The sequence below is a fragment of the Aeromonas allosaccharophila genome, assembly GCF_016026615.1.
Classification (GTDB): domain Bacteria; phylum Pseudomonadota; class Gammaproteobacteria; order Enterobacterales; family Aeromonadaceae; genus Aeromonas; species Aeromonas allosaccharophila.
Window position 1 is genome coordinate 113,164 of the sequence record NZ_CP065745.1, and the last position, 15,384, is coordinate 128,547.

Sequence of the window (15,384 nt, forward strand, 5' to 3'; positions counted from 1 at the left end):
GGTGATTTCTCCAGGCTGTTAGGGGAGGAGGCTTGCTCCTCCCTTGCTGTCATTTGAATGGCTGTTATCAGAACTTCAGGGCCAGAGCGATATCCTCCTCGCTCTCCTCTTCTTCATCGATGACGTTCTGCGCCTTGTTGGCAATCAGCACGAAAGGCATATACATCAGGGTGGCGACCCCCAGGTTGAATATCGCCAGACAGAAGGCGGCCACGCTGCCGTTGGTGGTGAAAAAAGCCATCAGGCCGGTTGGCATGGTCCATGGCGCTGTGTTGGTGATGGGCGGGATGATCCCGGCGGAGTAGGCCGCCATGGTGATCCCCATCAGTACCGGGTGCACCAGCAGGAATGGCACCATCAAGACGGGGTTCATGATGACTGGCAAGCCAAACAGGATGGGCTCGTTGATCTGGAACATGCCTGCTGGCAGACCCAGTTTGGCGACCTGACGGTAGTCATCGCGGCGGGAGACCATAAAGATGGCGATGATGAGGCCCAATGTGGCACCGGTACCGCCAAGGAAGACGAAGGAGTCGGTGATCGGCTTGGCCCAGAAATGGAACTGATGACCAGCTGCGATTGCTGCGTCAACTGAACCGTAACGGTTGAATAGATCGATGTTTTCGAGTGTGAAGGGGCCCAGTACGCCGGACTCCAGCGCGGTGAGTGCCAACATACCGTGCACACCGAAGAACCAGAGGAAGGAGGAGAAGACCACGTAGATCCAGCCTACCAAGTCACTCATGTTGGACAAAGGTTTGGAAATATTGTCCATGATCAGCTGGTGGAAGTTGGTACCGACGCCGTTCAGCAGATAGGCAATTACCCCCATGATGGAGAGGATGATAAAGCCCGGGATCAGCGCAGAGAAGGAGCGGGAGACCGAGGCCGGTACGCTGTCTGGCAGGGTGATGACCCAGTTGCGACGGACGATAAAAGCAAACACTTCGGCAACACCAATACCGAGCAACATGCCGGAGATGACATTGGTACCACCCAGCCAGTTGGCGCCAACCGCATAGGCGTCGCCCACGCTGAACGGTGTGACTGTCATAAAGGCTGCCACCGCGAGCAGGCCGGCGGCCAAGGGATCGGCCTTGCGCTCTTCCGCCATCGCCATACCGATAAAGAAGGGGGTCATCAGGGACATGATCCCCATGGTGCCGTTATAGACGTTACCACCAATTCCTTTGAGCCCGTCCAGAATGGCAATGGTGGCGGGATCGAGCCGTATCCCGATGGAGTAGAAGAAGGAACCTTCGCCAAAGCTCAGAAAAACACTATTGATGAGGATAAACATTGCCCCGACCAGAGAGAGGGGCATCATTTTGATAAAGCCGTTCTTGATGGCGTTGACATGAGGCTGCTTACCCATCTTGACGGCGATGGGCAGAACGACTTTTTCCAACGATGCGATGATGTTGCTCACAGGGATCTCCTTAACCTATGCGAGGCTCTTCTTGATGGAGGCGACGGCAGCCTTCAGCACACCCAGCCCGTCGACCTTGCCGTAGAGCAGGGTGTCGATCACCTCAACCGGCTTGCCCGGCAGCTGTTGCTGGATGTCAGGCAGCATGTAGGCGATTTGCGGGCCCAGCAGTACCAGGTCGGCATCCTGCCCCTTCTCACCGGCCAGGGTCTCCGGGTAGGCATCGATCAGCACCGGCACATCATATTTTTCCGCCTGCGCTTTCATCTTTGAGACCAGCAGTGACGTGGACATCCCGGCAGAGCAAAACAGGTAGATACGCTTCTTTTCCATAACTCTTCCCTCAACGCTTGAAAACCAAATGAACAGATCGGTCGAGATGCTTGTTTGTCGCACTAGCAAGACAAATCAATCATCTTCAGTTGACCTCATTGTATCGATCCCTAGTTTTCACTTGGTATTTCGATATTTATATCAATAGTCTTTGGTTGACCATCTGTTTTGCCGTTGCTCACATTTTTGAGGGTGGGGATCAGAGTGAGTACACAAAAAACAGCAGGCCTAGATGATGCAGTAAATAAATAAGTTGTTATTTTTCATGTAATTAAAGTTTTTCATGAGATGTGGCATTCTACTTTTTATATAAAACACTCATAACTGGCGAGAGATCACATTTTTAGAAATGTGCAACGTGGTTGATATTTTGCTTTTTTGGCTCAGAGGTTCGCTACCAGTAATGAAGTGTGTGCTAATTGACAATTTTATTCGCAGCTGAAGTTGTGGTGACCAAAACCAGCCGCTTCTGTGATGTGTCGATGGCGCAGAGTTTCACTTCATGCCACTTCAAACTGGGTGGTGATGAGGTCGGGGCGGGGCGTCCTCCTGCATACCCCGCAAGAAGTAACAACACAGATACCCGGTCAACAGACCACTTTCGAGCGACGAGAGCCCGCTATTTAGCCCGTTTACTCCTGTATAAGGAGCTCAATAATTTTTCAGCAATCAAGTGATACTTTGGTGTCGGTGTCGTGATTTAAATCACGAAAAAAACCGTCTTTATGGATTAGCATAATCACGTATGACGCATTGTATCGGATGATTACTTTTTTTTAGTGGCTTGGGGAACGCAGATGAAAAGCGTGGTCGGATTGATAGAAAGCAAATTGATGCCGCTGGCAGGGCGCCTTGCTCAACAGCGTCATTTGGGGGCAATTCGGGATGGCTATATCTCGTTTATGCCATTCATCATCGTTGGTTCGATATTGTTGGTTATCTCATCGTTCCCCAGCGACAGTTATAAAGCCTTCATGGCATCCATATTTGGTGAACAGTGGGGGAGCACGATTGAGATCCCGTTCAATGCCATCTTCTCGACGATGGCTCTGTTTATCTCTTATCTGGTGGCCTATCGTCTGGCTGAGCGTAATGATATCGACAAGAGTTCTGCCGGGATCCTGTCTCTCTCCTGTTTTCTCATCCTGACACCATTTAGCGTGGATGCGCATGGGGCAGCAGTGATTCCGATGGAGTGGATCGGTTCCAAAGGACTGTTTGTTGCCATGTTGGGGGCCATTGTCTGGACTGAGACCTTCACCTTATTCTTGCGTCGCAACATTGTGATCAAAATGCCGGAGGGGGTGCCACCAGCGGTACAGAAGTCATTTGCTGCGCTTATCCCTGCGTTGATCATTCTTTCCATGGCTCTGGCCATCCGGGTCTTCTTTGCAGCTACCTCTTACAACACCATTCATGAGTTTATCTACTCCGTTATTGCAATGCCGGTTCGCCATTTTGGGACGTCCTATTTTGGTGCGATTTTGACGGTGCTCAGCATCAGCTCGCTCTGGTCGGTCGGGATTAATTCCGGTTCCATGATTAACGGGATCTTGCGTCCCTTCTGGATGGACAATCAGGCAGAAAACTTGGCAGCTACCCATGCCGGCTTGATGCCCCCTCACGTTGTCACAGAGCAGTTTTACGACATGATCTGGATGGGGGGATCAGGGGCGACCTTGTCGTTGGTGCTGGCAATGCTCATTTTTGCCCGTAGCCAGCACATCAAGAAAATGACCCGACTGGCCGCTGGTTCCTCCATCTTCAATATCAACGAACCCATCCTGTTTGGCCTTCCGGTCATCATGAACCCCATCATGCTGATCCCGTTCAATCTGGTTCCTGTGGTACTGGTGACTATTCAGTACATCTCGATGGCATCGGGTGTGGTCTCAACGACAACCGGGGTTTATATCCCCTGGACGCTGCCCCCTGTCATCAGTGGTTTTATTGTCACTGGCCATCTGAGTGGAGCCCTCATCCAGTTATTCAATCTGGTGATTGGCGCCATGATTTATCTGCCTTTCCTCAAGGTTCTGGATCGCCAGTATCAGGCGGCAGAGCACCCGGCCGAACATCATGGGGAGTCGTCACATTCACTTCAATCGCATAAGAAGGTAAGCAATGGTTAATCATCAATGGGGCATTATCGCCACCTGGCGGATGGCTTACGAAGGCCTGAGTGCCAGTGCAAAACTGCTGGCTGACAAAGGGGATGCCCGCTCTGCCGTATTGCAAGCAGTCAAACAGGTAGAGGATTACCCACTCTACAAGTCAGTCGGGTACGGTGGCTTGCCAAATCAGGATGGTGAAGTGGAGCTGGATGCCGCCTTCATGGATGGCGACTCATTGGCCATGGGCGCTGTAGCTGGCGTACGCAATCTGGCCAATCCGGTCTTGATCGCTGCGGCGTTGAGCGAAGAGCGATTCAACAGTTTCATGGTGGGTGGCGGTGCGGAACAGTGGGCTATCCACAAGGGATTCGAGCAAAAACAGATGTTGACCGAACGGGCTTTGCAGCACTATCGCAAGCGTTGCCGAGAAACACTTGCTCGTGGCCTCAACCCTTATACAGGGCATGACACAGTCGGGATGATTACCCTGGACCAAAACAGCAAGATTTGTGTAGCAACTTCAACCAGCGGTCTCTTTATGAAGCGGCCAGGACGGGTGGGAGACTCCCCGGTCTCCGGTAGTGGTTTTTATGCCGACAGCACCATGGGGGCCGCGACGGCCACTGGCCTGGGTGAAGACTTGATGAAGGGATGCATCAGTTACGAGATTGTTCAACGCATGGGACGGGGGATGACGCCGCAGATGGCGGCTGAGTCTGCCGTCTATGAGCTGGAAGCCCGTCTGTTGGCCCGTTATGGGCGTGCCGGTGACCTGTCGGTTGTCTGCATGAATCGTGAAGGCGAGTTTGGTGCGGCAACCAATATCGACAGCTTCTCTTTTGTCGTGGCCAACCACACCCTTGCACCAACGGTTTTTCTGGCTCGGCGTGAAGGCGATCATACCCTCTACAGCGAGGCGGATGAGACTTGGCTGAATGCCTATCTCGCCCGTATCAGCGCCCCCGTGGAGGAACCCCATCATGCTTGATGCATCAGTCACGCTCTGGTCTACCCCTTTGCCTGCGACGGCGCATTTGCTGCTGTGGCAGGGGGGGGCTCATGGCTATCGGGAGCAAGCTGTCTTGCAGCCCATCGCGACACTATTGGCTGAGTTGAACGGTCGTCAGAGCACCACGCTCGATGTCGGGTTGGCGGGGCTGTGCCAGCGTCTGACCTGGCTGGCGGCCGACCATCAGACGCTGCTGGAGCAGGCGGGATTGCGCGAGATGACCGATGTATTGATCCGTGCAGTACCCGCTGACGGAACCGGGTGCGTTGCCCTCGACATCACCCCCTTTTCGCTGGAAAACCCGGCGCAACGGGCTGCGCTGCGCCACTGCATCGTCACGTTGCAAAACCAGTTCTACCAACTGCCTCTGCTCGGTTATCGATCCGCCCCAAGCCGTGCAGAGCCGGCACTGCGGCTACTGGCTGCGCCAGAGCAGTATCCATTGGCCGAGGCGCTGCTGAAGGAGTGTTGTGCCATCAGCTGCGGGATGCGACTTGCGCGTCGTATGGCTGATCGGCCAAGCCAGGATTGTACACCTGTGAGTGTGGCCGATGAGTTAGCGAGCTATGCCGCTCAGCATGACGAGGTCAGCTGTGAGATTCTCGATGAGGAGGCGATCCGTACCTTGGGATTGGGGGCATTGCATGCGGTTGGCAAGGGGAGCTTGAATCCTCCCCGCCTGATCTTGCTGCGTTATCGGGGGGGCGGTGATGCCCAACCTTACGCGGTAGTGGGCAAGGGGGTTACCTTTGACAGCGGCGGCCTCTGGCTCAAAGAGGGCGAAGGCATGCGTACCATGAAGTACGATATGTGCGGTGCAGCCGTGGTATTCGGACTGATTGATACCGTGCGACGTTTGGCGCTGCCGCTCAATCTGGATGCCGTACTGGTATTGGCTGAAAACATGCCAACGGATCGCGCCATGCGGCCTGGCGATGTCGTCACCACCTATGCTGGTCACACGGTCGAAATCATCAACACCGATGCCGAGGGGCGGCTGGTATTGGCGGACGGGATTGCCTTTGCGGATCGTCAGCTCTCTCCTCGCTGCATTATCGATGTGGCCACGCTGACCGGTGCCGTCGTCAAGGCGTTGGGTTATGACATCAGCGGCTTGATGAGTAATGATCCTGCGTTGGGCTCTGCCTTGACCCGGGCGGCTGAGTCGAGTCGGGATCGTCTATGGGCATTGCCGTTTGACGACAGTTTTGAACCGCAAATCAAGAGCTATATAGCAGATTTCACTAATACTCCCCCTAATAACGCGGCCATTGCTGTCTCTGCGGGCTATTTTCTGAGTAAATTCTGTGGCGACCGTCCATGGGCTCATCTGGATGTGAGTGGTACCGCACTGCGCCGTGGTGACTATACCCAGGCCAGTGGTCGCCCTATCCCCTTGTTGACGGAATTTCTAATCCAGCAAATCGCGCCCGCCATGAATGGGTGAGCAGAAGGAGTTAAAAATGAAAAAGATTTTATTGGTATGTGATATGGGCATGTCTACCAGTCTGGTAGTGAAAAAAATGCAGGATGTAGCGGCCCGCCGTCAACTTGAGATCGACATTCAGGCCAAAGGCATGCAGGAGTTCAAAGAAGCCATACAGTCGTTTGACTGTGCACTGCTGGGCCCGCAAATTAGCTATAAATTGGCCGCTTGCAAGGAACAGGCCGCTCAATATGGTAAAAAAGTCGAGTCTATCAATATGATGCACTACGGGATGCTGGATGGGGAAAAGATCCTCGACCATGCGTTGACGCTGATCTAAGGAGCAATCATGGAGCTAGAAGAACAGGTCATGACCCTGATTGTCAGTGCAGGTAGTTGCCGCAGCATGTTGATGGAGGCCATGAGGCATTCACGTAACGGTGAGTTTGAACAAGCGGAGCAGTTGCTCGAACAGGCGCGGGGCGCGCTGCACGCCGCTCACGCAGTGCAAACACAACTGATTGAAGCCGATGCAGGGGAAGGAAAACTGCCCGTCCAGATCGTGATGGTACATGCTCAGGACCATGTGATGAATGCGGTCCTGCTGATGGATTTGACTCAGGAGATGATTGCGATCCATCGTCGTTTACCCCCTGTGGCGACAAGCTGAAGTCCATCCGCGGCAATGGCCTGCTAACGGTATTTCTGCTGCCACACTGAAGGTCAAAAGAGGGAGGCATCAGGCCTCCCTCTTCTTATTACCGTGACATACAACGCTGAGGAGTTTGGTCTATCAGCCATGCCTAGTCTTGTGGCTGCAGTTGGCGGATGTAGGTGCTCGGCGTAAGGTTCTTCAAGCGATTTCGCAATACCCTGTGGTTGAGAATATCTTCGTACTCAAGTAACACGGCTCCTAGACTAAGGCGTCTGTCAAAACGCTCACCAGCTAGAATGTCTGCCAGTGATTTAGAGCATGTAGTCGAGTCGAACAACTCATTTGATATTGGCAAAGAGGCTGACGTCACCGATGTGCATAGCGTGTTGGCAATAGCCTGAACGTCGGGGAGTGGACTGGTGACCTCAATGCTTTTGATCGTGTAGGGCAGTTCTGCTTGCAAATAGTTGACGAAACCATTCAGGGTCTGCTCTTGCTCGTCTGGCGCACAGAGGGCAAATGAAAGATGGCCGGTTAATTGTTCTGTGAGCATCAGCAGCAAAGACTGATTGGCGGCCAGCCCAGCTGGGAGGTAGACAGCATCCAGCCACATTCGCCCTAATCCCGATGCCGGATCAGGCTTTTTTAACCGGTCTTGTTGATGCTTTTGTAGGCAGCGACTCAGGCCTGCCCGTGAGACATCGGCGCGGATCAGTAAACGCGTGACTTCCAGAAGTTCATCAAGAGACAGGTGCAGCCGATGGCGGAGAAACAATATCAGCCACTCCTGCTCCGGCTGCAGCTTGCGATGGATAGTTCGTGGTCGATGGGATTTGTCATAACAATCCTCACGATTGCGCCAACGTCTTACTGTATCAATCGAGATGTTCAGCTCTTCGGCTAGCGCTGCATCCGACTTGGTAGACGTCTGGATATACTTGCGGGTCCGGGGCGTTGTGGTTGCGTTCTGGTGCAGCTTTATTTCCATCTTGCGTACTCTTGGACTAACCGTGCGGGCCGGGCGAAAAGAGGTGAGATTATATCGTAATAAACGGTATCTGACATATCGGCCATGGGCTGGATGGTGAAGTCAGCGTAGCCAGGATATAAACAATCAATAACGAGTATCAGCTCACATTGCATCTCCAATGCAACCCATTGCCGTACTGACCGGGCTTGTGGCAAAGGTGAGCGGCTCTGCTCCAAGGGAGTCAGTGCAGTGAGAGGAGAGCGCACAAAGGGGGAAAAACCGACCCCGGAGTGGCTCCGGGGTCGGTGGGGGATGGCGTCAGATCCGCCCCTGATAGCGCAGGGGGAAGCGGCCCTGACTGTCGGGCTGGCCGAGGAAGGGGAGCCCTTGCTGCATCTGTGGCGGCAGTTCGGGGCCCGGTTTCAGGGTGCCCTGGAACAGGTACTGGCCATTGGCTTGCAGCTCGAGGCGACCCATGGTCTGCACCGCATCTGAGCCCTGCTTGAGTTCGGCCACCAGTCTGGAGTCGAGGCAGGTGAGCTTCAGCTCGGGGTCGGCCAGATCCAGCTTGCCCGCCGGGGTATCGGCGCTGGCGTTGTACCAGTCGAGGTTGCCGTAGAGGTTGTCACACCAGGGGCTACCCTGGGCAAATTGCTCCACTTTGAGCTGCAGCTGGCCGGTGACGGTGAGCGGGATCGGCAGGCGCATCGGCACCCGGCTTAGCAACCAGGGGGCGGGGGCGTTGAGGGTCAGATCCCGGCCGAAGGCGGCGCCATTCCAGCCGACAACGCCCTGACCGTTGAGGCCGTTGCGATCGCCAAAGCGAATGGCCACTTCGGGGGCGAAGCGCAGCAGCGACCAGCCGTTGAGATCCCAGCGCAGCTGGCTCACCGATTCGCTGGCATATTGCAGCCGGGCGATCTGGCCGCTCCAGAGCGTGCCGCTCACCCCTTCCAGTTTCAGCAGATTGGTGACGTTGGCAGGCAGCGGCAGATAGCGTGCCACCAGCGCCGCAGGCAGGGTGGCCAACAGGAAGACCAGATAGGCGGCCAGAAACAGGCTGGCAATCAGGATGCGTTTTTTCATAGGAAACGACTCAACTGCAAGAGAGAAACCCGGCCCGGCGCACTGGCTACATGGCGGTGAGAGAGCAGCAACCGGCGGGGTGTGACCATGGGATGTTTCATTGAGGACGACTCAACTGCAAACGTCTGACCTTGACCAGACCCGGGGCCAGATCCTCGCGGGCGATCTCGATGATTTGAACCTGAATGCCGTGCTGCTCCACCAGAGTGGAGAGCCAGAGCAGCAAGTCATCGAACTGGACCGTGTCGATCCACACTTGCAGCTCCTGCGCCTGGGGTTGCAGCCGGGCAATCTTGATCTTGTGGTTGAAGGCGGTGCGGTTGACCACCCCTTCCAGGGTGCCGCTGGTGTCGATCTGGCGACCCGAGCCACCCTGCATGGCCAGCACCTCTTCACCCTTCTCCTTGAGCCAGGCGAGGGTCTGCTGCTGGTTCTGCACCTGCCGCTCCCGCTCGGCAATGCGATTATTGATCGGTTGCCAGACGCTCCAGTAGAAGAGACCGACCAGCAACAGGGCACCACCCGCGACCACCAGCCGCTGTTCCCGTGCGGTGATGCCGTGCCACCAGTTCTGCAATTTTTCCATCATGATGATTTACCCTTGAGCACCAGTGCGCCCTCTACCTTGCCCTCGGTGCTGCGCACCTCGCCCTGTTGCACCTCGAATTGCTTGCCTGCCAGCTCGCGGAACCGCTCGATCTCGGCAAAGCCGGGAGCGGTCACCTGCAGCCGCAGCTCGCGGCGACTGGCATCAAAGCGCATCACCTGTGGTTTCAGACCGGGTACTTCGGCAAAGGTGGGGGCCAGCTCGGTGAGCATCAGCAGTACGCCGTTTTGCGGGGCCTGTCCCATCTGTTGCAGATGCTGGGTCATCTGGCTGCGCACGTTCACGATGCGGCTCTCGCCCGGGAAGATGCGGGTATAGACGGCACGGATCTCCGCTTTCAGCGCCTTGTCCTGCTCGGTGAGCTGATAGAGCTGCACCCCTCGCTGGCCGAGGGCCACCAGCAGCAACAGGCCGGCGGTGATGGCCACCTTGCGCCACTGCAACCAGTAGCGGGCATATTCGGTCTGCGGCCGGTAGGGGCCGGTCAGCAGGTTGGCGCGGCAGGTGAGGGCCCCCTTGGCCAGCAGCAGCATGGGCAGCTCGGGCTCCGCCGCCTGCCAGTTGGCGGCTGCAATGGCGGGCACCGGAGTGTGGCTGTGGATGGTGACCGGCTCGGCTTCGGTTGCCAGCAACATGGCCAGCAGCGGTTCGTCGGCGACGATCCCCTGACAGGGGCCTTGGCGTACCAGCCACTCGCTGCCGAGTTGCAGGGCAGACCAGCCATCAGCGGCCTGTGGCAGTGCCAGCACATCGGGCAGCAGTTGCAGGCTCTTGAGGCCAGCGGCATCGAGCCAGCCGAGCCACTCGGCCATCTTCTGCTGATCCACCGCCATCAGATCCACCTGCTGACCCTCGTGGGCCAGCACCACCAGATGGAGCTCGTCCACATCGGAGGCGATCTGCTCCTCCAGCAGGTAGGGGAGGGCCGCCGCCGACTGGCGGTTGTAGCGCCCCGGCAGGGTGACGCGCCGGAAGATCAGATCGCTGCCCGGCACCAGCGTGACCACGGGGCGGCCACCGGCCCGCTCCTGCAGCTCGACCAAGGCATCGGCCGAGGGCAGGGTGCCGGAGGCGATGATCTCCTGCTCCTGACCGGACCAGACCAGCCAGGCCACGGGTTGTTGTTTATTGGTCCCCAGTCGGATGACCAGACTTTCGCTCACGCATCTCTCTCCTGCGATACCGGTTTGCGCAGGGCGTTGTACGCCTTGGCAACCGGTGCGCAGCCCGCAGGCTGCAGCCAACATTTCTCGTACTCGCAGGCGATGGCCTGCAGGTGCGCTGTTTATTCGGCGCCGCTACTGAGGCGGCGCAGCATGACCAGTTTATTGTCCTTGCCCCGCTGGAACAGGGTCTCGAGCCAGGCCCGGTTATCGCCCACTTCCGCCACCATGCGGGCTTCGAAGAAGTCGCTTTTCACCACCAGCGCCTCTTTCAGTCCTTTGACCGTATCGGGCGGGGCGAGCAAGTCCGTCATCAGCTTGCTCTCTTTCCACCCCTTCTGTGGTCGCTCGTTCAATACCCGTTTGGCATCATCCAGCCCTATTTTGCCCAGATAGAGGGCGACCAGCAGCTCGGGGCGCTCGGGCGCCAGAGTATTGATATTGATCTTCAACTTGTCGTTGGGCAGGGCGCAGACGTAGGGGGCCAGTCTGGCATAGACCCTGGCCGTCACCCCGCGCACCGCCCGCAGCTCATCCTTGCCCAGCATCCACTGGTTGGCGGTGAGGTAGGGTGGCTTGAGCCCCTCGTAATAGGCGTCCTCTGCACCAAGGCTGGAGACCAGCACCGTATCCTTGTCGGTCCAGTCCCGGATGGCATCGGTGAGCTGGGCCGCCTCGTAATCATCCATCGCCAGCTGCTTGAGCAGTTCGCGAAACACCTGCACCGGATAGGGTTGCTGTTCCAGCTCCTCGCCGCTCCCCGCCTTGGAGGCCACGCTCAGGCTGTTGAGGTTGAAGCAGGATTGCAGGTCGGTCACCTCGCCCTTGAGCTGGCCATCGTCCACCGGAAACACAGTGTTCTTGCGGGCCCAGTTCTGGCTGAGGTTGACCACCTCGGGGTTGTCCTTGAAATCCTGTGTCAGCACCTTGCTCACCAGTGCTTCCGCCGAGAGGGCATACCACCACGCCTGTTTGCCGGTGGTGATGTTGGCGGTGCGGCGCAGCTCAAGCTGCAGGCGGCCGCTCATGTTGCTGGCGATGATCACCATCACCGAGAGGATCAGCAGCACCACCAGCAGCGCCATGCCGCGCTGGCGACCGGGAGCGGCGAGATTAGCCCGCATTGGCGCCCCCGCCGTTCTGGCTGTCACCATTACCGCCGTTGTTGTTGTCGCCGTTGTTCCCGTTATTGCTGTCGTTGCCGCCCCCTTGGTCGGGGTTGCTGCTCTGGCTGTTCTCTTCGGCGCGCTGGCCACCGGCACCAATCAGGAACTGACGGCGAATGGTGCCGTAATCGTCCAGATCCAGCTCCACTGCCAGTCCGTGGGGCAGCACGCTGCGCTGGGTCCACACCTCCTTCCAGTTGCCCTTGTCGAAGAAGTAGAGGCGAAACGCCGTGATCCCCGTCAGCACCGGCTGGATCCGCGGTTCGGTGCCGATCACCGGATCCGGATAGAGGTAGCTCAGGCGCTCCAGTTTCTGATCCTTGAGGCGCCAGCCGACCCGCTGCAGATGGGAGCGGGGCAGCATGCCGTCCGGGTTAAGCCAGCCGCTGCGCATAAAGGCCATGCCCCAGTCATCGCTCTGCTGGCCGAAACGGGAGGCCGCCAGCAGCACCTTGTTGTTCTCCCCCTCGATGCGACCGCTGCGCGGCACCATCTGGGTGATGTCTCGCTCCAGCAGGGTGAAAGCGAGCTGCAGTTCGTTGAGGCGGGCCTCCTTGCGCTTGGCCACCTCGTCGCTGGTGAGCACCCCCTGCAGCACCTGATAGGCACCCATGCTGAGGCTGGCGAAAATAGCGATCGCCACCAGCATTTCGAGCAGGGTGAAACCTGCGTGACGGACAGGGCGAGGCGTGCGGACGGAGAGCTGGGTCATCGGCTGATATAGGTCCGCATCATGGCGACCGGGTTCTCGGCCTTGGCTTCGGTACGCACTTCCATATCGAGTGCCCGGAAGTTGTTGTCGGCGGTGGCGACGCCGCGATAGCGCCAGTACCAGGTGCTGCCCGCCATCTGCTCATCCCCTTCCACCCAGCTGTCGCCGGGCCACTTGTTTTCAAGCTTCTGTTGCACCAGCTGATTCTCCACCACCCAGGTGGCCAGGGTCTTCTGCTCCAGATAGTTGAGGGCCGAGAGGTGTTCGCTGGCGGTTTTCATTACCGCGAGACCCGCGATGGCAAAGACCGCCAGCGCCACCATGACTTCGAGCAAGGTCATGCCCCGCGCATTCATTGGCTCACCTCTTCATCTTCATCGCCGGTGAGCAGGGTGAGGCGGCCAAACTCGTCCCCTTTGACGATACGGGTGTAGCGGGCATCGTCATCCTGCTGGGTGAAGGTGAGCACGAACGGGCTCAGCTCGCCGCCCGGGAAGATGAGCAGCTGTGGTGTGCGCTCCTTCTCGTCGCGCTTCTGCTCGGTTTTCTCGTCGGGGTCGGGCTGCCAGCCAAAGCCTTCCAGCTCCAGTGCCAGCGTCATGTTCTCGGCCAGTTGCACCGGCCCCAGCTGCTTGTCGCCAGTCAGGGCCAGCCACTTACGATCCTTGGCTTGGCGCTGCATAAACTGCCAGCCGTTATCCTCGATGCGAATGCCCACCAGCCGACCATCCATCACCGCATACTCCTGCGCCAGCTGCAGGGTCGCCATCAGGCGGCGCGCCTGCTTGTCCAGCTCCCGATCCCCTCTGGCGCCCCCCATGCTGAGGGTGACGGCGGTGGCCACCAGCCCCATCAGCATGGCAACTAGCAACACTTCCAGCAGGGTAAAGCCGGATTGGCGATGAAAGGAGATAGACCGCTTCATGCAGTCAGCTCACAAGGCGTGCGGTGGTGGCACATCACTTATTGGAAATCCTTCAGATTCCAGTTGCCGATGTCGTCATCGGTACCGGCTTCACCATCCAGACCCATGGAGAAGATGTCGATCTTGCCGAACTGGCCCGGGCTCAGCAGCTGGTACGGGTTGCCCCAGGGATCTTGCGGCAGGCGTTTGATGTAGCCGCCATCGCGGTAGCTGCGCGGCGCCGGATCGATGGAGGGCTTGGTCACCAGTGCGTCCAGACCCTGTTCGGTGGTCGGGTAGCGGTTGTTGTCCAGCTTGTACATGTCGAGGGCGTTTTCCAGCGCCACGATATCGGAGACCGCTTTCTGCTGGTCAGCCTTCTCCTTGTTGCCCATCAGGTTGGGCACCACCAGACTGGCCAGAATGCCGAGGATCACGATGACCACCATGACTTCCAGCAGGGTAAAACCGGATTGACGACGTTTGTTCATGAGTTGCTCCGTAACGAATGAGATGGGATGACCCATCAGAGAGTGATCACTGGATGGGTTCGACGGGCCGTCAGCGGCGCCACCGAACACCGGAAACTTACATATTCACCATATTGTTGAGCTCAAGGATCGGCTGCAGGATCGACATCACGATAAACAGCACCACCCCGGCCATGGAGACCACCAGCATGGGTTCGAACACCCCGAGGGCGATGTTGACCTGGGATTCAAACTCCCGATCCTGGTTGTCTGCCGCCCGCTCCAGCATGCTGTCGAGCTCGCCGCTCTGCTCGCCGGAGGCGATCATGTGCAGCATCATGGGCGGGAAAATTTTGGTCTCGGTCAGCGACTTGCGCAGACTGGTTCCCTCGCGCACCCGTTCGGCGGCCTCGAGAATGCGCATTCTGGCAAAGTCGTTGGAGAGCACTTCGCCGGAGATCTTCATCCCCTCCAGCAGCGGTACCGCACTGGCGTTGAGGATGCTTAGAGTTCGGGCGAAACGGGCAGTGTTGAGGCCGCGACTGACCCGGCCAATTACCGGCAGGCCGAGCAGCACCTGATGCCAGCGTCTGCGGCGTTTTTCATCGGTGAGCCACCAACGCCAGACAAAGCTGCCAAGGAAGATCAGCAGCAGGAACCAGAGGCCATAGGCCTGCATCAACTCGCTGGTGCCGATGAGAAAACGGGTGGTGCCCGGCAACTGCTGGCCCATGTGTTCAAACTGGGCCACTACCTTGGGCACCACGGCGGTGAGCAGGATTGAGATAACCCCGATGGCGACGCAGGTGAGCACTATGGGGTAGATCATCGCCTGCAGCAGCTTGGTGCGCATATGCTGGCGCTGCTCGGTGTAGTCGGCGAGGCGGTTGAGCACCTTCTCCAGATGGCCCGATTTTTCACCGGCCGCCACCATGGAGCGAAACAGCTGGTCGAACACGTGGGGGAAGGCACCCAGCGAGTCGGCCAGCGAATAACCTTCCACCACCTTGCTGCGCACGGTCGCCACCAGACTGCGCAAATGGGCCTTTTCGCACTGCTCGGCCACCGCCTTGAGCGCCTCTTCGATGGTGAGACCGGCGCCCACCAGAGTGGCCAGCTGGCGAGTGATCAGGGCCAGCTCGGCGGTGCTGGCGCCGCGACGAAACAGGGCGAAGCGGGTCGCCTCCCGTTTCGCCTTCTCGGTGGTCTCGTTCACCTCGAGGGGGGTGAGCCCCTGTTCGCGCAGCAGCTGGCGCACCTGACGGGCCGAGTCGCCCTCCATCACGCCGCTCTTGCTGCGCCCCTTGTTGTCGAGGGCCTTGTATTCGAATGCCGCCATC

The 15,384-nt window shown here is 57.9% G+C and carries 16 protein-coding genes and 1 pseudogene; 5 read left to right on the forward strand and 12 right to left on the reverse strand.

Annotated elements, in window-relative coordinates:
• Positions 1–67 precede the first annotated feature (67 nt).
• The gene (chbC, locus tag I6G90_RS00490; RefSeq protein ID WP_075113378.1) at positions 68–1,429 is read right to left on the reverse strand and encodes a PTS N,N'-diacetylchitobiose transporter subunit IIC; all 1,362 of its coding nucleotides are present in this window, start codon (positions 1,427–1,429) and stop codon (positions 68–70) included.
• A 15-nt stretch (positions 1,430–1,444) separates the two neighbouring features.
• The gene (locus tag I6G90_RS00495) at positions 1,445–1,762 is read right to left on the reverse strand and encodes a PTS sugar transporter subunit IIB (RefSeq protein WP_075113377.1); all 318 of its coding nucleotides are present in this window, start codon (positions 1,760–1,762) and stop codon (positions 1,445–1,447) included.
• Between the two features lie 797 nt (positions 1,763–2,559).
• Between I6G90_RS00495 and I6G90_RS00500 the strand changes: the two genes are divergently transcribed.
• From I6G90_RS00500 to I6G90_RS00520, 5 genes are read left to right on the forward strand one after another with little or no spacing between them, the layout of a single operon-like run.
• A complete protein-coding gene (locus I6G90_RS00500) occupies positions 2,560–3,894 on the forward strand; it encodes a PTS sugar transporter subunit IIC (RefSeq protein WP_197929205.1) in 1,335 nt (444 codons plus the stop codon).
• Positions 3,887–4,864 (forward strand): N(4)-(beta-N-acetylglucosaminyl)-L-asparaginase, encoded by a 978-nt coding sequence (locus I6G90_RS00505; protein ID WP_197929207.1) that lies wholly within the window; start codon positions 3,887–3,889, stop codon positions 4,862–4,864. Before I6G90_RS00500 ends, I6G90_RS00505 begins: the two co-directional genes overlap by 8 nt.
• Positions 4,857–6,332 (forward strand): leucyl aminopeptidase family protein, encoded by a 1,476-nt coding sequence (locus I6G90_RS00510; RefSeq protein WP_197929209.1) that lies wholly within the window; start codon positions 4,857–4,859, stop codon positions 6,330–6,332. The genes I6G90_RS00505 and I6G90_RS00510 overlap by 8 nt, the downstream gene beginning before the upstream one ends.
• 16 nt (positions 6,333–6,348) lie before the next feature.
• A complete protein-coding gene (locus I6G90_RS00515; protein WP_075113450.1) occupies positions 6,349–6,651 on the forward strand; it encodes a PTS sugar transporter subunit IIB in 303 nt (100 codons plus the stop codon).
• A gap of 9 nt (positions 6,652–6,660) precedes the next feature.
• The gene (locus I6G90_RS00520; RefSeq protein ID WP_232254388.1) at positions 6,661–6,981 is read left to right on the forward strand and encodes a PTS lactose/cellobiose transporter subunit IIA; all 321 of its coding nucleotides are present in this window, start codon (positions 6,661–6,663) and stop codon (positions 6,979–6,981) included.
• 133 nt (positions 6,982–7,114) lie between these two features.
• Here I6G90_RS00520 and I6G90_RS00525 read toward each other — a convergent pair whose 3' ends face one another.
• From I6G90_RS00525 to exeF, 10 genes and pseudogenes are all read right to left on the reverse strand, one after another.
• Positions 7,115–7,954: a helix-turn-helix domain-containing protein gene (locus I6G90_RS00525; RefSeq protein ID WP_197929211.1), complete on the reverse strand. Its 840-nt coding sequence runs from the start codon at positions 7,952–7,954 to the stop codon at positions 7,115–7,117.
• Positions 7,955–8,254: 300 nt separating this feature from the next.
• A complete protein-coding gene (gene exeN / locus I6G90_RS00530; protein ID WP_197929213.1) occupies positions 8,255–9,022 on the reverse strand; it encodes a GspN family type II secretion system protein ExeN in 768 nt (255 codons plus the stop codon).
• Positions 9,023–9,119: 97 nt separating this feature from the next.
• Complete coding sequence (gene exeM / locus I6G90_RS00535) at positions 9,120–9,611, reverse strand: GspM family type II secretion system protein ExeM (RefSeq protein ID WP_197929216.1); 492 nt, start codon at positions 9,609–9,611, stop codon at positions 9,120–9,122.
• Positions 9,608–10,792, reverse strand: coding sequence for a GspL family type II secretion system protein ExeL (gene exeL, locus I6G90_RS00540; RefSeq protein ID WP_197929218.1), 1,185 nt, complete (start codon positions 10,790–10,792; stop codon positions 9,608–9,610). Before exeL ends, exeM begins: the two co-directional genes overlap by 4 nt.
• A gap of 122 nt (positions 10,793–10,914) precedes the next feature.
• Entirely contained in the window at positions 10,915–11,916 is a 1,002-nt protein-coding gene (gene exeK / locus I6G90_RS00545) for a GspK family T2SS minor pseudopilin variant ExeK (RefSeq protein WP_197929220.1), read from the reverse strand.
• A gap of 106 nt (positions 11,917–12,022) precedes the next feature.
• Positions 12,023–12,670, reverse strand: a pseudogene (gene gspJ / locus I6G90_RS00550) (type II secretion system minor pseudopilin GspJ); the annotation flags it as partial.
• Positions 12,667–13,026: a GspI family T2SS minor pseudopilin variant ExeI gene (gene exeI, locus I6G90_RS00555; RefSeq protein ID WP_005338301.1), complete on the reverse strand. Its 360-nt coding sequence runs from the start codon at positions 13,024–13,026 to the stop codon at positions 12,667–12,669. The gene exeI and the pseudogene gspJ, both read right to left, overlap by 4 nt.
• Entirely contained in the window at positions 13,023–13,595 is a 573-nt protein-coding gene (gene exeH, locus I6G90_RS00560) for a GspH family T2SS minor pseudopilin variant ExeH (protein ID WP_197929224.1), read from the reverse strand. The genes exeI and exeH overlap by 4 nt, the downstream gene beginning before the upstream one ends.
• A gap of 38 nt (positions 13,596–13,633) precedes the next feature.
• The gene (gene exeG, locus I6G90_RS00565) at positions 13,634–14,065 is read right to left on the reverse strand and encodes a GspG family T2SS major pseudopilin variant ExeG (RefSeq protein WP_005338297.1); all 432 of its coding nucleotides are present in this window, start codon (positions 14,063–14,065) and stop codon (positions 13,634–13,636) included.
• 97 nt (positions 14,066–14,162) lie between these two features.
• Positions 14,163–15,383, reverse strand: coding sequence for a GspF family T2SS innner membrane protein variant ExeF (exeF, locus tag I6G90_RS00570; RefSeq protein WP_005338296.1), 1,221 nt, complete (start codon positions 15,381–15,383; stop codon positions 14,163–14,165).
• Position 15,384: the final 1 nt, after the last annotated feature.